Origin of the sequence: Tistrella sp., assembly GCF_002684955.1 — a bacterium.
GTDB lineage: Bacteria > Pseudomonadota > Alphaproteobacteria > Tistrellales > Tistrellaceae > Tistrella > Tistrella mobilis.
This window is the reverse complement of sequence record NZ_NYWI01000067.1, coordinates 1-15,126: the sequence shown is the minus strand read 5'-3', so window position 1 is coordinate 15,126 and position 15,126 is coordinate 1. Positions and strand designations below refer to the sequence as shown.

The 15,126-nt window shown below is 69.6% G+C and carries 14 protein-coding genes; 3 read left to right on the top strand and 11 right to left on the bottom strand.

Annotated elements, in window-relative coordinates; translation table 11 throughout:
* The first annotated feature begins 88 nt into the window (after window positions 1-88).
* A complete protein-coding gene (locus tag CMO28_RS20355; protein ID WP_051045636.1) occupies window positions 89-886 on the top strand; it encodes an IclR family transcriptional regulator in 798 nt (265 codons plus the stop codon).
* Window positions 887-948: 62 nt separating this feature from the next.
* Here the strand turns inward: CMO28_RS20355 and CMO28_RS20350 are convergent, their stop codons facing one another.
* Entirely contained in the window at window positions 949-1,530 is a 582-nt protein-coding gene (locus CMO28_RS20350) for a TetR/AcrR family transcriptional regulator (RefSeq protein WP_296716280.1), read from the bottom strand.
* 104 nt (window positions 1,531-1,634) lie between these two features.
* On the opposite strand from CMO28_RS20350, the gene CMO28_RS20345 reads away from it, so the two are divergent.
* Window positions 1,635-2,546 carry an SDR family oxidoreductase gene (locus CMO28_RS20345; protein ID WP_296716278.1) on the top strand — a complete coding sequence of 304 codons (912 nt, stop codon included), beginning with the start codon at window positions 1,635-1,637 and terminating at the stop codon, window positions 2,544-2,546.
* A 77-nt stretch (window positions 2,547-2,623) separates the two neighbouring features.
* Entirely contained in the window at window positions 2,624-3,421 is a 798-nt protein-coding gene (locus CMO28_RS20340; protein WP_296716276.1) for an SDR family NAD(P)-dependent oxidoreductase, read from the top strand.
* Here CMO28_RS20340 and CMO28_RS20335 read toward each other — a convergent pair.
* From CMO28_RS20335 to dctP, 10 genes are all read right to left on the bottom strand, one after another.
* The gene (locus CMO28_RS20335; RefSeq protein ID WP_296716274.1) at window positions 3,340-4,599 is read right to left on the bottom strand and encodes an MFS transporter; all 1,260 of its coding nucleotides are present in this window, start codon (window positions 4,597-4,599) and stop codon (window positions 3,340-3,342) included. The genes CMO28_RS20340 and CMO28_RS20335 overlap by 82 nt on opposite strands.
* Before the next feature lie 33 nt (window positions 4,600-4,632).
* The gene (locus CMO28_RS20330; RefSeq protein ID WP_296716273.1) at window positions 4,633-5,877 is read right to left on the bottom strand and encodes an MFS transporter; all 1,245 of its coding nucleotides are present in this window, start codon (window positions 5,875-5,877) and stop codon (window positions 4,633-4,635) included.
* A complete protein-coding gene (locus CMO28_RS20325) occupies window positions 5,874-7,160 on the bottom strand; it encodes an ATP-grasp domain-containing protein (protein ID WP_296716271.1) in 1,287 nt (428 codons plus the stop codon). Before CMO28_RS20325 ends, CMO28_RS20330 begins: the two co-directional genes overlap by 4 nt.
* Window positions 7,161-7,169: 9 nt before the next feature.
* Window positions 7,170-8,414 (bottom strand): hypothetical protein, encoded by a 1,245-nt coding sequence (locus tag CMO28_RS20320; protein WP_296716269.1) that lies wholly within the window; start codon window positions 8,412-8,414, stop codon window positions 7,170-7,172.
* Window positions 8,415-9,476: an iron-containing redox enzyme family protein gene (locus CMO28_RS20315; RefSeq protein ID WP_296716267.1), complete on the bottom strand. Its 1,062-nt coding sequence runs from the start codon at window positions 9,474-9,476 to the stop codon at window positions 8,415-8,417.
* Window positions 9,431-10,843 carry a homocitrate synthase gene (locus tag CMO28_RS20310; RefSeq protein WP_296716265.1) on the bottom strand — a complete coding sequence of 471 codons (1,413 nt, stop codon included), beginning with the start codon at window positions 10,841-10,843 and terminating at the stop codon, window positions 9,431-9,433. The genes CMO28_RS20315 and CMO28_RS20310 overlap by 46 nt, the downstream gene beginning before the upstream one ends.
* Window positions 10,840-11,862 carry a PLP-dependent cysteine synthase family protein gene (locus CMO28_RS20305; RefSeq protein ID WP_296716263.1) on the bottom strand — a complete coding sequence of 341 codons (1,023 nt, stop codon included), beginning with the start codon at window positions 11,860-11,862 and terminating at the stop codon, window positions 10,840-10,842. The genes CMO28_RS20310 and CMO28_RS20305 overlap by 4 nt, the downstream gene beginning before the upstream one ends.
* A 209-nt stretch (window positions 11,863-12,071) precedes the next feature.
* The gene (locus CMO28_RS20300; protein ID WP_296716262.1) at window positions 12,072-13,355 is read right to left on the bottom strand and encodes a TRAP transporter large permease; all 1,284 of its coding nucleotides are present in this window, start codon (window positions 13,353-13,355) and stop codon (window positions 12,072-12,074) included.
* The gene (locus CMO28_RS20295) at window positions 13,352-13,858 is read right to left on the bottom strand and encodes a TRAP transporter small permease (RefSeq protein WP_296716259.1); all 507 of its coding nucleotides are present in this window, start codon (window positions 13,856-13,858) and stop codon (window positions 13,352-13,354) included. Before CMO28_RS20295 ends, CMO28_RS20300 begins: the two co-directional genes overlap by 4 nt.
* Before the next feature lie 108 nt (window positions 13,859-13,966).
* Window positions 13,967-14,962, bottom strand: coding sequence for a TRAP transporter substrate-binding protein DctP (dctP, locus tag CMO28_RS20290; protein ID WP_296716258.1), 996 nt, complete (start codon window positions 14,960-14,962; stop codon window positions 13,967-13,969).
* Window positions 14,963-15,126: the final 164 nt, after the last annotated feature.

Sequence of the window (15,126 nt, the reverse complement as noted above, 5' to 3'; positions counted from 1 at the left end):
AACGCCAATGCAGGCGCCCATGCGGTCGATCGCCGCGGCGGCGATCTGCCGCAAGGCGTCGGAAACAATGGGAGGACAGGACCCCGCCATGGCAGCGATCGAGCTGGAAGAGGGGGGCGCGATCGGCGCGGCCGCCGGATCGCGCGGCATTCAGTCGGTGGAGATCGGCAACCGCGTGCTGATGGTGCTGATGCGCGCCGGCGGGCCGCTGCCGCTGAAGGCCATCGCCCAGGCGGCCGGCATCTCGGCCAGCAATGCCCATCGCTATCTGGCGAGCTATGTCCGCGACGGGCTGGTGGTGCAGGATGGTGATGGCGGCCGCTATGATCTGGGGCCGATCGCCTTGCAGCTGGGGCTGGCCGCCATGGGCCGGCTCGATCCGGTCGCGCGGGCCGCGGCCGAACTGCCGGCACTGGCCGAGGCCTCGGGGTTCACCGCCCATCTGGCGGTCTGGAGCCTGCACGGCGCCGTCGTCGTCCGGCTGCATCGCAGCCGGGTGCCCTTCGTGGGCGCGCTCAGCCTGGGATCGGTGATGCCGCTGCTGCGGTCGGCCACCGGCCGCACCTTTCTGGCCTGGCTGCCCGAAAGCGTCACCGCGCCGGTGCTCGCCACCGAAACCCGTGCCGCCGGCCGGGATCTGCCGCCGGTCGATGTCGATGCGCTGGTGGCGGAGATCCGCGCCCGCCGGGTCGCCACCGTCGACGGTTCGGTGGTGCCGGGCCTTGCCGCTGCTTCGAGCCCGGTGCTCGACTGGCAGAACGAGGCGCAATGCGTGCTGACCCTGATCGGCACCGACCGTGCGCTCGCCGACCCCGACCACCCGGCCGCCCTTCTGCTGGCCGAGCGCTGCCGGATCATCTCGGAAGATCTGGGCGCCACCGCCTGACGCCACCCCGGGTGAGGCGGTGGCGAGGCGTTGAGGGGGGGAGGAGGCGTTGGCGCGCGCGATCAGGCGCCGCCGGCCGGTTCCGCCGGGACCGGCCGTCCGGCGAGCAGCCCTGCCAGGCTGCCCAGACTTTCCGCCACCACCCGGTCGATCGGCCGGTCGGGGGCGAAGCCCCACCAGATCAGCGCGCCCTGCCATTGGGTGATCATCAGCCGGCCGGCACCCGGCTGGGCGGGAAAGCAGCGGTCGATCGCCGCGGCCAGACCGTTGCCCCAGCGGGTGCCGCGGGCGCGCAGCTCCGGGTCGCGCAGATCCTCGCGCAGCACCATCAGCCCGTCGGCATAGCTGTCGATGTCGCCATAGCTCTGCGAGAGCCCGGCGAGCAGGGCGACCGCACCGTCCGGTGTCGGCGGGCAGGCGGCGATCGCCTCGGCCGTGGCGGTCTCCAGCCGCGTCCAGGCAAGATCGAGCGCGGCCCGGATCATCGCCGGCTTGCTGCCGAAGCGCTGGACCAGGGTGGCGCCGGACAGTCCGGTTTCCGTCGCCACGGCTGCGAAGGTGACCGCCTGCGGCCCCAGCCGGTGCATCAGGGCGAGGGTGATCTCCAGAATCCGGTCATCGGGCAGGCTGCGTCGGCGGGCCATGTCGTCCTCCCCTTGCAGATCTCGGGCTTTCATTATAAATGAATGTTCGTTTATAAATTATCCGAGGCGCAGATGGAAGCGCCGTATCCAGGGAGGCAGGGTTCATGACGGCTCTTTCGGACAGGATTGCCGTGGTCGCCGGCGCAACGCGCGGCGCCGGGCGCGGGATCGCGGTCGAACTGGGCGCCGCCGGGGCCACGGTCTACGTCACCGGCCGCTCCACCGCCGGTCGCCGCTCGGATTACAACCGGCCCGAGACGATCGAGGAAACGGCTTCCCTGGTCACGGCGGCCGGCGGTTGCGGCATTCCGGTCGTGCTCGACCATCTGGACCCGGCGGCGGTGGCCGCGCTGGCCGCCCGGATCGATGCGGCCCATGGCCGGCTCGACCTGCTGGTCAACGATGTCTGGGGCGGCGAATTGCTGACCGAATGGAATGTCCCGGTCTGGGGGCACGATCTCGACAGAGGGTTGCGGCTGCTGCACAACGCGGTCGACACCCATCTGATCGCCGCCCATCACCTGCTGCCGCTGCTGATCCGCCGGCCCGGCGGGGTTCTGGTCGAGGTGACCGACGGCACCGCCGATTACAATGCCGGCCGCTACCGGCTGTCTCCCTTCTACGATCTGGCCAAGATGTCGGTGATCCGCATGGCCTGGGCCCATGGCCGCGATCTTGAGCCCCATGGCTGCTGTTCGGTCGCGGTGACGCCGGGCTGGATGCGGTCCGAGATGATGCTCGACCATTACGGCGTGACCGAGGCCGGCTGGCGCGAGGCGATTGCGCGGGAACCGCATTTCTGCATCTCGGAAACCCCCCGTTTCCTTGGCCGCGGCATTGCGGCGCTGGCGGCAGACCCCCGGCGGATGCGCTGGAACGGCGGCTCGACCTCCAGCGGCGAACTGGCCCGGGTCTATGGCATCGACGATCTCGACGGGTCGCGCCCCGACTGCTTCCGCTATCTGGTGGAGGTGCAGGAGGCGGGCCTGCCGGCCGATCCCACCGGCTATCGCTGATCGGTCCGGCCGGAACGCATCGCCTGCCACGGCGTTCGCACCTCTGACGATCCCGCAGTCGTTTGGAGGCAAACCCGATGAAGATCGATCTCACCGACCGCTCGGCCGTCGTCACCGGTTCCACCGCCGGCATCGGCCATGCCATCGCCCGCGGCCTGGCCGGGGCGGGGGCGTCCGTGGTGCTGAACGGCCGGCACCAGCCGGATGTCGACCAGGCAGTGGCGGCGCTGAAACAGGCCGTGCCCGGGGCGGATGTGCGCGGTGTCGCCGCTGATCTCGGCACCGAAGCCGGCTGCGACACCCTGGCCGGGGCGGTCGCGCATCCGGACATTCTGGTCAACAATGTCGGCTTCTTCGGCCCGGCCGATTTTTTCGAGGCCGATGACGATCTCTGGCAGCAGATCCTGGCGGTCAACTTCCTGTCGGGCATGCGCCTGTCGCGGGCGCTGGTGCCGGGCATGGTCGATCGCGGCTGGGGGCGGGTGATCTTCCTGTCGTCTGAATCGGCGCTCAACATCCCCGCCGACATGATCCATTACGGCGTCACCAAAACCGCTTATCTCGCCCTGTCGCGGGGGCTCGCCAAGCGGCTGGCCGGCACCGGCGTCACCGCCAATGCCATCCTGCCCGGCCCGACCCTCTCCCGCGGGCTCCGGCGCATGCTGGAGGCGGATGGCCGGCCGGTGGACGGGGATGTGATCGAAGACAGTGCCGCGAATTTCGTGGCCGACAACCGGCCGGGTTCGCTCATCCGGCGCGCTGCCTCGGTCGACGAGGTCGCCAATCTGGCGGTCTATCTGGCCTCGCCGCTGTCGTCCGCCACCACCGGCGCCGCCCTGCGGGTGGATGGCGGCGTGGTCGACAGCATCGCCTGAGCCCGCCGCGCGGCCAGCTCCAGCCCGGCGATCAGCATCAGCCCCAGAATGCCGATCACCGGGCCTACGGCCGCCATCGGCATCAGATCGGCCAACCCGCCGGTCGCCAGCGTCACCAGGATGACCAGAGCCGTGCCGCCGGCATTGGCGGCGGCCTGCATGGTCGCCATCTGGCCGGTGGTCGCGGCCTGGATCAGCCCGGCCTGGGCGGCGGTGAAGGCCAGTTCGAAGGCGACCAGGAAGGCCAGATAGGCGGCGATCAGCAGGCCGAGCCCGGGCGCGCGGCTGGCGGCCGCCAGCAGCAGGCAGGCAAGCGCCGAGGCGCAGGGCGTCAGCCAGCGGCGGCGGGAAAGCCCGCCCAGCAGCGGCACCAGCACCGCCCCCAGGATGATGGCAAGCCCGCTTGCCACCTGCAGATGCATCACCGCCCGGTCGTCCAGCCCCAGCCCGCGCATGGGCAACAGGGTGCGGGCGGCATTGTGGAAGCCCTGGAACACGCCGGTCGAGAGCACGACATAGCCGGCCTGGCGCAGCAGGGCAGGATTGCCGGCCGTCATCCGCAGGGCGTCACGCAGGGCGCCGCCACCTCTTCCGGCGGCATCGGCTGCAGCGCGCACATCCGGCAGTGCCCGCCAGCACAGCGCCGCCACCACGAAGCCTGCGGTGTTAAGGGCGCAGATTTCGGTCAGCGACAGCCGCCCGACCACCAGCCCGCCCGCCACGCCGCCCAGCGTCGCCCCGGTATAGAAGGCGATGTTGAAGCTGGACGCGGCCGCGGCGAGACGCGGGCCGTCGAACAGCCGGCGCAACAGCACCACGCGGCCGGTGCGGGTCACCGCCTCGCCGAAGCCGCGCAGCAGGAAGCAGCCGAGCACGGCCGGCAGCAGATCGGCCGTGAGCAGCAGGCCGATGGCGAGCGACAGCGCGCCGCCGGCCAGTTCCGCCAGGATCAGCACCCGCCGCAGCCCCGGCAGATCGGCAATCCGGCGCACGGCCGACACCGCCAGCACCGGCAGGATCCACTGAAAGGCGAAGACCGACGCCGCCCCCAGCCCCGATCCCGACCGCCGCAACAGCTCGGCCGAAACCGCCAGCAGCAGCATGAAGCTGCCGGTGGCGCTGATCAGCGTCGCCGCCTGGATCAGCAGGAAGTTGCGGTCGTGCAGCAGTCCCTTCACCAGATATGGGCCTTCATCAGATATGGGCCTTCATCAGATACCGGCCGCCTTGCGGATGCCGTGGCGGCTGCCCGCCTCGATACCCAGCAGGATGACGACCCCGATCCCGGCCGTGATCGCGGCGACCACCGGCAGCGGCATCAGATCGGCGAGCGCGCCGCTCAACAGCGTGCAGCCGATCAGCAGGCTGGTGCCCAGCGCCCCCACCGCCGCCTGCATCGTGGCCATGTCGCGGCTGGGCGTGGCCTGGATCAGCTGGGCCTGGGCGGCGGTGAAGGCGGCTTCGAACAGGAAGATATAGGCGAAATAGCCGAGATGCAGCCCCGTCTCGCCGGCGACCAGCGTCACCGCCCAAAGCATCACGCAGGCCCCCAGATGGGTAAGCGGCGCGAAGCTGCGATGGCGGGCGAGCGCCCCCAGCACCGGGATCGCCACCGCGCCCAGGATGATGGCGAGGCCGCTGGTGATCTGCAGATGCATCACCGCGCTTTCATCCAGCCCCAGATGGCGCATGGGCAGCACCACCCGGGCGGTGTTGTGGAACCCCTGCAGCACGCCGGTGGCGGCCACCACATAGCCCGCCGCCAGCCAGAGCCGCCGATCGGCGCGCATCAGCGTCAGGGCTTCGGCGATCGCGCCCCGGCGCCGGCCGGGCGCGCGGGGGGCTGCGTCTTCGGCCGGCCTCAGATCGGGCAGCGCCCGGTAGCAGGCGGCCGAGATCAGGAAGGTCATGGCGTCGACCGCGCAGACGCCGATCAGCGGCAGATGTTCTACCGCCACCGCGCCCGCCAGCCCGCCCAGCGCCCCGCCGACATAAAAGGACAGGTTGAAGGTGGACGAGGCAAGCGTCAGCGCCGGCCCCTGGAACATCAGCTTGACCAGCACCACCCGCGAGGTCTTGGTCACCGCTTCGGCCAGGCCCCGGATCAGGAAGCAGGCGAGCACCGCCACGGTCAGATCGGCGGTCAGCAGCAGGCCGATCGCCAGAGAGATCACGGCCCCGGCGATTTCGGCCAGGATCACCGTGCGGCGCAGCCGCCGGCTTTCCGCCAGCCGGCGGACCAGCGACACCGCCACCACCGGCAGGATCCACTGAAAGGCGAAGACCGAGGCGGCACCCAGCCCCGAGCCGTGGCGCTTCAGCAATTCGGCCGAAACCGCAAGCAGCAGCATGAAGGTGCCGGTGGCGCTGACCAGCATCGCCGCCCAGAGCAGCAGGAACCGCCGGTCGGCGAAGAGCGCGAGCCGCGAGGGTAGTGCCTGGGTGGTGCCGCTCATTCCACCAGCTCCACCAGCTTCACGCCCAGTGTGTCGGCGATCTCGGCCCGCAGCGCCTCGCAGGCGGCGGCCGCCTCACCGATGGTGGGTGCAACCATTCGAACAACGCCCAACACATCCTGGTTGCCATCCATGCGCCGGTAGCTGGCGCCGGGGCGGATGTCGCAACCGCCTGAGGCCATGCGCGGCCGGAAGGCTTCGAACCAGTCGGGAGCCAGATCGGCACGTATGGTGCAGTCTTCGGCCATGGTGATGAAGCTGTGGCTGGCGGCACAGGTCTCGGGCAGCCAGTCCGAAACCGGGCTTTCGCCGGCATGGACGCGCACCAGCAGCTCGAACGGGTCGATGCCGGTGGCGGTGCGGATCAGATCGGGGATGGCGCCGCCGGCAATCCGCGGGTTCACCTCCACCAGCCGCGGGCCCCTGTCGGTCATGATCAGCTCGATATGGAAGATGCCGATGTCGAGGCCCAGCGCCTCGGCCACCACCACCGCGTAATCGCCCGCCGCCCGGCGGTCTTCGGCCGAGAGCGGTGCGGGGACGGTTGAGCCCATCTCCAGCACCGGATCATCCCGCCCGGTTTTCCGCCGCACCAGGATCAGCGGCACCTTCGCGCCCGAGGCGAGGCCCGCCAGTTCCAGCGAATGCAGCGGGCCGCGAGCGATCTCTTCGATGATGAAGGCGGCATCGGCCAGCTCGTCGGCAAGACCGGTCTGCAGCACCTCGCGGCGCTCGGCCAGGGTGGCGAAATGGCGGTGGATGTCGTCGGGCGTCTTCGCCCAGGTGGTCAGTGCCTTGCCCAGACCGTTCACCGGCTTCACGATCACCGGATAGCCGATGCGCGCCGCGGCGTCGAGGGCATCTTCCAGCGTGCGGACGGTGGCATGGGCGACCGAGGGCAGCCCTGCGCGGTCGAGTGCCGCCCGTGTCAGCGCCTTGTCGCGGGCATTGATCATGCCCCGTGCCGCCGTCGCCCGGATGCCCAGCCGGCCGGCGGCGATCGCGGCCGGGGTGGCGGCCGGCTGCAGGGCGGTCAGCACCGCATCCACCGGCCCGCCGGCCATCAGATCCCGCAGCGCCGCCTCGATCAGCATATCGGAGCGCGTGTCGGCGATCTCCACCAGGCGGATGTCGAGCGCGCGGATCCGCTCATGCTCGGCGGGCGGCAACAACCAGTCGAAGCGCCCGGATCGGATCAGCGTCACCTCGTGCCCCATGGCCAGCGCATGATCGATCGCCCGCGTGGCGGGGCGGGTGGTTTCCACGAAGACCATATGCGCCATGGCCGTACCTCATCCGGGTTCTGCGAGGGGGAGGGGCTGTCCGGCCGCAGGCGGCCGGGCAAGGGCGGCCAGGATCTGGCCGCCGCGCAGCGCATACTGCCCCGTGGGGGTCAGTGCGCCGTCGTCATAGGGGTAGGGGTCCATGCCCATCACGAAGATCTGCGCGCGAGCCCCTGCCGGCAGCGGGATGCGACCGTCGGGCTCCGGGCGGACCACCGGCCGCCCGCCGGCCGGATCCCAGGGGCGGCCGTCGATGGTCATCGCCAGCCGGCGGCTTCGATAGCCCAGCGCCTGGACGATCAGATCGGCCTGGTCCAGCAGGGCGGCCGCATCGTCGATCGCGGGGATCTGCCGCTGGGTGAAGCCCGGGCGGCGGCCCAGGGCGATCTCGCGGAACAGGGCGCGGGCCCGGTGGCGCAGCCCCGAATAGCGGAAGATCTGGCCGGTTTCCGGGCAGATGTCGCGGGCGGGGTCGGGCAGGGCTTCCAGCGGGCCATGCGGCTCGGCGGCATGGGCGTCCATGTTCGGGTAGAACAGCCGGGCGGGTCCGCGATGCAGGATGGTGACCTCGGCCGAAAGCCGGCCCGCATCCACGGCATCGGCCAGCACCAGGGCGGCTGAATAGGCGCTGTGCGATCCGCCGGCGATCACGATCCGTGCCGGGCGGTCTGCCGGCACCGGCGGCAGGGCGGCCAGATGGTCGCGCACGATCCGGCCCGAGGGGATGGTACGGCCCGCCCAGGGCGCCAGGGCGTCATGGGCGGGTTCGGTGATGCCCAGCGCCAGCACCAGTGCCCGGGTGTCGATGCGGCGGCCCGAGGCAAGGGTCAGCGCGATCGCCTCTCCCTCCACCGTCACATGCACCAGCGGATCGCCCCGGATCAGCCGGTCCGGCGGCAGCAATGCGGCAAGCCTGTCGCCGAAGCGGTCGAGCGCGCCCGCCAGCAGCGCCAGATCGAAGGCGCCCTGATGCTCGCGCAGCCGGCGCACGGCCGGATCGTCCAGCACGGCCCCGAACGGCCCCGCCGGATCCACCCAGCCGAAGAAATCGGCGCCGGCGGAATTGGACTGGATCCGGTATCCCGGAAAGGCCCCCGGCCCCGGCCGCGGCCCCGCATCGACCACCGTCAGGCGGTGGTCGAGCAGGGCCGGCGTCGCGGTCAGCAGCCCCATGCCTCTCAGGCCGCAGCCGGCAAGGACGATTTCAGCGGCAGGGGTTCGGGAGAGAAGGTCTCCAACGGCGAGGGCGGTCATTCAGGCCGCCGCAGGCAGGAGCGTCATCATCCGGTCGCAGACCGCGGCGGCATGTTCCAGCCGGCGGGCCATGCCGAGGACGATTTCGCCCATCACCTCGGGGCGCTCGGCCAGCATCGGCAGCACCACCTCGTTCATCCAGCCGGCGGCGTGTTCGATGTCGACCACGGTGTGTTCGATCAGATAGCGCATGGTGTCGTCATCCAGCCCGACCCGCCGCCAGCCCTGGATCTGCCGGTCCAGCCGCCCGGGAACCATCAGTTCGGTGGCCAGCATCATGCCGATCGCCTGGGGCAGCAGGGCGCGGTTGAACACGCCGTGGAAATACATGTTGGCGAGGCGAAGTTCTTCCAGGCAGAAGGCCTCGACCTCGGTGACATGCACATCCTCGCGCACGCCCAGCGCCGTCATCATGTCGAGCCGGAGCTGGCGATGCGCCAGCCGCTGGTCGCCGCGGCCCATCTCGTCCCAGAAATTGCGCGAGAACTCGGCCTTGGCGCCGCCATGCACCCCCGGCAGCATCATGGCTACGATGTCGCCGAAATGGATGTCGAAGGGGGTTTCCTGAACGATGAAGCTGCGCAGCTGGTCGAAGCTTGCCCGGTCGCTTAAGAAATCGAACAGCGGGTGGCCGACATTGGACCGGTGGGCCTGGCAGTGATGCGTGGCCCAGCCGGCGAAATCCGTCACCTGCGGCAGGGGGCCGAAGAAGCCGGTCAGCCGGCGGCGTTCGGCCGCCTCCCAGCCGGTTTCCAGCGTCCGGCGCAGCAGATCGACCCGGACATCGTCCAGATCGCGCCATTGCGGCGACCAGGGCACCAGGATCCGCCCGGCATAGATGGCATAAAGCACCCGGTGCACGGCCAGTTCACCCACCGGGTCCAGCCCGTTCTCCTGCGTCAGCCCGGCGGCCGCGATCGCCGCAAGGTCGAGCATGTCGCGCCACTGTTCCTCATCGGCGCCGGTGGCCCGGTCGCGGAAGATCGGCCAGAGCGCGGCCGCGGCGGCGGTGGCGGTCAGGCCGTCTTCATATGCACGGCGGTCAGATGCGCGCTCAGCCATGACGTCATAGCCTCTTCGGTAAAGAAGGATGCGTTCAGCGTGTCCTGATACTGTTCGATCAGCTCGCCCAGCCGGGCGCGGGCGCCGGCGCTGCGGAGGGCCCATTCGGCGTCCAGATGTTCGAACAGCGCGTCGGCGATCTCGGGCGTCGGCTCCAGGCCGAAGGGGGCGAGCAGCTGGCGTTCGCGCAGAAAGCGCAGCAGCCCGTCGCGACCGCTGCGCACCCCGAACATCGCCACCAGTCGGGCACCGACCTCTTCGGGGGCGATCGCGTCGAAGATCCGCGGGGCCTTGCGCAGCAGCTCGGTACGGATGCCGCTCTGCACGCTGTGGGTGACGACGCCGGTGATCGCCTGGGCGGGGTTTTCCATCAACCCGTAGATCCGTTCAGCCATGCGGCTGAGGCCGTGCAGCCGGGTGGCGTCCATGCCCGGCAGCTCCACGCCGTAGAGTTTGCGCAGCGCCATCACCACCTCGGCCAGCGGCGGATGTCCGGCCCGGTTGGCGAAGCCGCCGACCGAGACGTCCACCCCCTTCAGCCCCAGCGACAACCCCATCACCGCATTGGCGGTCGACATGCCGAAATCGTCGTGGAAATGGCCGTAGAAGGCGATGTCGGGGAAGCGCGCCACCGGCTCGCCCACCGTCTGGGGCAGCTGATGGGGCAGGCAGGTGCCGGCGGTGTCGACCAGACGGATCTGGCGGATGCCGGCCGCGGCCACGGGTGCCACCGCATTCATCAGATGGCCGTGATCGGCGCGGAAGGCATCCAGCAGCCCGACCATCACCCCGCCGCCGCGCCAGCCGGTCACCACCGGCAGGAAATCGGCCAGCCAGTCCAGATTGCGCGCCCGCCGCGTGGCATCGTCCAGCGCTTCCCAGGCGGCCTGATCCCAGTCGACGGCGCCGTCCTTGCGCAGAATGGTCGGAAACAGATGGGTGATCTGCAGATCCGAAACCGAATGGATCGCGATCACATGCACCGTGTCGAGCGGGATCGCCAGTTCGTCGAGCAGGGCCAGCGTCTGGCGCATGGTCACGCCAACATGAGAGATGACCATGAAGCGCAGATCGGCAGGCAGCTGCCCGGCCTGCTGGCGGCGCACCAGCCGTGCCAGCAGTTCGGCATTCTGCGGCACGTCGGGGAACATGCCGACCACCAGCGTGCGGATGCCGACATCGGCGATCGCCCGGGCCAGATCGCATTTGGCGTCCAGGTCCGGCGGCACGCTGGCGCGTTCGGCGCCCTCGCGCAGGCTCTCGTCCATCAGGTCGATGCGGTCGGCGAAGGCCCAGCGCGCGCCAGGCATCACGCCGGCCGCCACCGGGGGTTCGGCCACGGACGGCCCGGCTGCGACGGCGGTCATTCTGCACCTGCCACGGCCGCCATGGCCTGCGGTGTTGCTGCCGTCGGGGCCGCCAGATGGCCGTGCCGGACCATCCAGTCGTCATCCAGGAACTTGCTGAGATACATGTTGCCGGAATCGGGCAGCAGCACCACGATCCGGCCGCCCGGGAAGCGGTCCGCCACCTGCAGCGCACCCCACATCGCAGCCCCGCTCGATCCGCCGCAGAGCAGCCCTTCCTCGCGCACCAGCCGGCGCGCGGTCAGGAACGAAGACCGGTCGTCGACCCGGATGATGTCGTCGATCACCGAGAAATCCACCGCCTCGACCAGATAATCCTCGCCGATGCCCTCCACCTGATAGACATGCGGCGTGCTCAACCGGCCGTGATGGAACTGGTCGTGGAACACGCTGCCCTCCGGGTCGACGCCGATCACCCGGATCGACGGATCCCGTTCCTTCAGATAGCGGCCCACACCGCTGATCGTGCCGCCGGTACCGATGCCGCAGACGAAGGCGTCGATCCGGCCGCCGGTCTGTTCCCAGATCTCGGGCCCGGTGCTGGCGTAATGGGCGGCGGCATTCAGCGGGTTGTTGTACTGGTCGGGATAGATCGCCCCGGGCGTCTCTTCGGCGATACGCCGGGCCTGGCTGTAATAGCTTTCGGGCGCATCGGCGGCCACTGCGGTCGGGGCCACCACCCCCCTTGTGCCGAAGGCGCGCATCCGGGCGATCTTCTCGGTGCTCATCTTGTCGGGGATGGTCACCACGCAGCCGATGCCGCGCACGGCCGCCGCCATCGAGAGCGCCGCGCCGGTATTGCCCGAGGAATTCTCGACCAGCACGGTGTCGGGCGTCAGCGCGCCCGCTTCGTCGTAGCGCTCCAGCAGGTAGCGGACCAGCCGGTCCTTGACGCTGCCGCCGGGGTTCATGAATTCGAGCTTGGCGAAGATCTCCGCCGGGACCTGTTTCGAGACGCTGCGGATCCGGACCATCGGCGTATCGCCGACGGCCTCCAGGATCGAGTCGTACACCTTCATCCGATGCCGCTCCCCAGCTGATGAAGAATGGACTACATGCCGCTCTTGTTTAATTCTTGCGCGACTTTATCACCCGAAATGAACGCGTCAAGGAATATTATCGGACCAAAATAAACTTCAGGTTCTAAGAATTCCGGGGCCGGTCCGAAACGAAACCGCCCCCGCCGGCGGCCGGCGGGGGCGGTTTCGACCCGGTTCGGGGACCGGTTTCAGCCGAGCAGCCGAGGCAGGGCCAGCACCACCCAGGGGACATAGGTGATCAGGGCCAGCACCAGAATCTTGACCAGCAGCATCGGCCAGAGCGCCTTGGAGACCTCTTCGACCGACAGCCTGCTGATCGCGGCGCCGACGAACAGCGAATAGCCGAAGGGCGGGGTGGCCATGCCGATCGCGAAGTTGATCACCACGATCGCGCCCAGATGGATCGGGTCCAGCCCCAGGCTGGTGCCTATGCTGGTCAGCACGCCGCCCAGGATGATCATCGCCGCCACATTGTCCATGATCGCGCCGATGAACAGCAGCAGCACGTTGATCATCATCAGGATGACGATCGGGTTCGACGAGACCGACAGAATGGCTTCGGCGATCACCGTCGGCAGCTGTTCGATGGCGACCAGCCAGCCGAAGGCCGAGGCGACGGCGATGATGCTGCAGACGATGGTGGTGGTGCGCATCGACTGGAGCAGAATGGCCGGAAGGTCCCGGACCTTCAGCTCGCGATAGATGAACATGCCGACCACGAAGGCATAGGCGACGCCGATCGCCGAGGCTTCGGTGGGGGTGAAAATGCCGCCATAGATGCCGCCCAGAATGACCAGCGGCGCCGCCAGCGCCCATTTGCCGTCATTCAGCGCCACCAGCAGTTCGCGGGCGGTCGCCCGGCGGGTCGCCTTGGGGATGCCCTGGGCGCGGGCGGCGAACCAGCACACCGTCATCAGCCCGATGGCGATCAGGATGCCGGGCACGATGCCGGCCAGGAACAGTTTGGTGATCGACTGTTCGGCGACCACGCCCCAGATGACCATGGGGATCGAGGGCGGGATCATCTGCCCGATCGGGCCGGCGGCGGTGGAGAGTGCGGCGGCGAAGCGGCGGCTCCAGCCGTGGCGCTCCATCTCGGGCACCATGATGCCGCCGATGGCGGCGGTGGTGGCCGGTGCCGAGCCCGAGATCGCGGCGAAGAAGGTGGCCGAGAGCACGGTCACCATGCCGAGCCCGCCGGTCACATGCTGCACCAGCACCTGGCAGAGCCGGACCAGGCGGCGCGACAGCCCGCCATGCATCATCAGGTCCCCGGCCAGCACGAAGCCCGGAATGGCGAGCAGGGTGAAGACCTGGGTGCCTGAAATCGTCCGCTGGGCCAGCACGATCAGGTCGAAATCGGCAGCCCAGAGCCCGGCGATGGCGGCAAGGCCCAGCGAGAAGACGATCGGCACGCCGCTGAACAGGCAGACGGCGAAGGCGATCAGCAGAACGGCTGCGGCGGTGCTCATACCATGCCTCCGGTTTCGGGCGTGCCGTCGATCACCGATTGCGGCGCCAGCAGCCGGGCCAGGGCGTGGATCGCCCCCAGCACGCCGGCGACGGGGGCCGCCATGTGCAGCGCCTCGATCGGGTACTGCACCGCGGCCGAAACCTGGCCCAGCGTTGCCGAGACGTATTCGGCCCCGGTCACGGCGAAGACCACGCAGAAGATCAGCACGGCGAGGGTCAGGACGCGCATCCAGATCCGCCGGGCCGCCCCGGGCAGCAGGTCGATGACCAGCTGCAGGCGGACATGGCCGTCGTCGCGGATCGCGGTCGTGGCGGCGAGCAGCACCACCCAGGTGAACAGGAACAGGGCGAGTTCCTCGGTCCAGGTGAAGCCCTGGCCGAGCACATAGCGCGAGAACACCTGGAGGATCAGGCTCACCATCATCACGGTGGTGATGGCCACGATCACCCAGCCGGTCACCCGGGCAAGCCCGCGCGAGAGGGTCTGGAGCAAAGCCGACATGGGGGAGCTACCGTCTGCCGTCAGGGTCGGGGGGATGCGCTGGTCCGGAATGGCATCCGGCCGGCAGCGCGGGGGGCGCACTGCCGGCCGGACGGTCCGTCACCGGGGTCAGTTGACCTCGGCGAGGGCCTTGTCCATCAGCTCGGCGCCGATCCGCGGCTTGAAGCGGTCGTAGACGCCGGTCACCTTGGCGCGGAAGGCGGCGGGATCGCTGATCTCGTTGACCGTCATGCCGGCGGCCTTCAGCTCTTCGATGATCTGCTTGGTGTTGTCTGCCACCTGGACGCGCTGGGCGGCGATCGCCTTGGGGGCCGCGCGCAGCACCGCCTCCTGCTGTTCCTTGGTCATCTTGTCGAAGGTCCGCTTCGAGATCAGCACGCCCAGCGCCGAATAGGTATGGCGGGTGAGCGAAAGATACTTCGTGACCTCGGCGAACTTGTTGGCCTGGATGACCGCGACCGGAATTTCCAGCCCGTCGATCGTGCCCTGCTGCACGGCGGTGAAGGTCTCGCCCCAGGCCATCGGCACCGGGTTGCCGCCCAGCGAGCTGAACATTTCCAGGAAGACCGGGTTCTGCATCACCCGGTACTTCACGCCCGACACGTCGTCGGGCTGGGCCACCGGGCGGGTGTTGTTGATCATGTGGCGGAAGCCGCCCTCGGCGAAGCCCAGGCCGATGATGCCGCGGTTGCGCAGCTTGCCCATCAGCTCCTGGCCGACATCGCCGTCCAGCACCTTGTGGGCCTGGGCCTCGTTCGCGAACAGGAAGGGCAGGTCCAGCAGCTGGAAGGCCGGCTCGACATTGGCGATCACCGCATTGGTGATGATGCCGCCGTCGATGGTGCCGAAGGACATGCCCTCGATCATTTCCTTCTCGTCGCCCAGCTGGCGGTTCGGGAAGTACTTCACCTCGAACACGCCGGGCATCTCGGCCTCAAGCGCCGCGGCGAAGTCGCGCGCCGCGATCGCATAGGGGTCGGTCGCACCGTCAGAGGTGGTCCAGCCCAGCTTCAGGGTCACGTCGGCGGCCATCGCCGGCACGGTGGCGACCAGCGCGCCAAGGCCGAGTGCTGCGCCGAGAAGGGTGCGTCGGGTGAAACCCATGGGTGCGTTCCTCTTGCTTTTCAGGCAGTTCGCGAGACGGGGGGCGCGGGAGCGCCCGCTTGGGCCGAGGGGCTAACAGACTCCCGCCATTGAGGCGGGGGCCAAGGGCGCGGGAGCGCCCGCCCGGCGAGGGGCTAAAACGACTCCCGCCATTGAGGCGGGGG

What these genes read in the sequence shown, in the direction of transcription:
- CMO28_RS20355 (WP_051045636.1), top strand. Translation starts at nt 89, where the DNA reads ATGGCAGCGATCGAGCTGGAAGAGGGGGGCGCGATCGGCGCGGCCGCC.
- CMO28_RS20350 (WP_296716280.1), bottom strand. Translation starts at nt 1,530, where the DNA reads ATGGCCCGCCGACGCAGCCTGCCCGATGACCGGATTCTGGAGATCACC.
- CMO28_RS20345 (WP_296716278.1), top strand. Translation starts at nt 1,635, where the DNA reads ATGACGGCTCTTTCGGACAGGATTGCCGTGGTCGCCGGCGCAACGCGC.
- CMO28_RS20340 (WP_296716276.1), top strand. Translation starts at nt 2,624, where the DNA reads ATGAAGATCGATCTCACCGACCGCTCGGCCGTCGTCACCGGTTCCACC.
- CMO28_RS20330 (WP_296716273.1), bottom strand. Translation starts at nt 5,877, where the DNA reads ATGAGCGGCACCACCCAGGCACTACCCTCGCGGCTCGCGCTCTTCGCC.
- CMO28_RS20325 (WP_296716271.1), bottom strand. Translation starts at nt 7,160, where the DNA reads ATGGCGCATATGGTCTTCGTGGAAACCACCCGCCCCGCCACGCGGGCG.
- CMO28_RS20320 (WP_296716269.1), bottom strand. Translation starts at nt 8,414, where the DNA reads ATGACCGCCCTCGCCGTTGGAGACCTTCTCTCCCGAACCCCTGCCGCT.
- CMO28_RS20315 (WP_296716267.1), bottom strand. Translation starts at nt 9,476, where the DNA reads ATGGCTGAGCGCGCATCTGACCGCCGTGCATATGAAGACGGCCTGACC.
- CMO28_RS20310 (WP_296716265.1), bottom strand. Translation starts at nt 10,843, where the DNA reads ATGACCGCCGTCGCAGCCGGGCCGTCCGTGGCCGAACCCCCGGTGGCG.
- CMO28_RS20305 (WP_296716263.1), bottom strand. Translation starts at nt 11,862, where the DNA reads ATGAAGGTGTACGACTCGATCCTGGAGGCCGTCGGCGATACGCCGATG.
- CMO28_RS20300 (WP_296716262.1), bottom strand. Translation starts at nt 13,355, where the DNA reads ATGAGCACCGCCGCAGCCGTTCTGCTGATCGCCTTCGCCGTCTGCCTG.
- CMO28_RS20295 (WP_296716259.1), bottom strand. Translation starts at nt 13,858, where the DNA reads ATGTCGGCTTTGCTCCAGACCCTCTCGCGCGGGCTTGCCCGGGTGACC.
- dctP (WP_296716258.1), bottom strand. Translation starts at nt 14,962, where the DNA reads ATGGGTTTCACCCGACGCACCCTTCTCGGCGCAGCACTCGGCCTTGGC.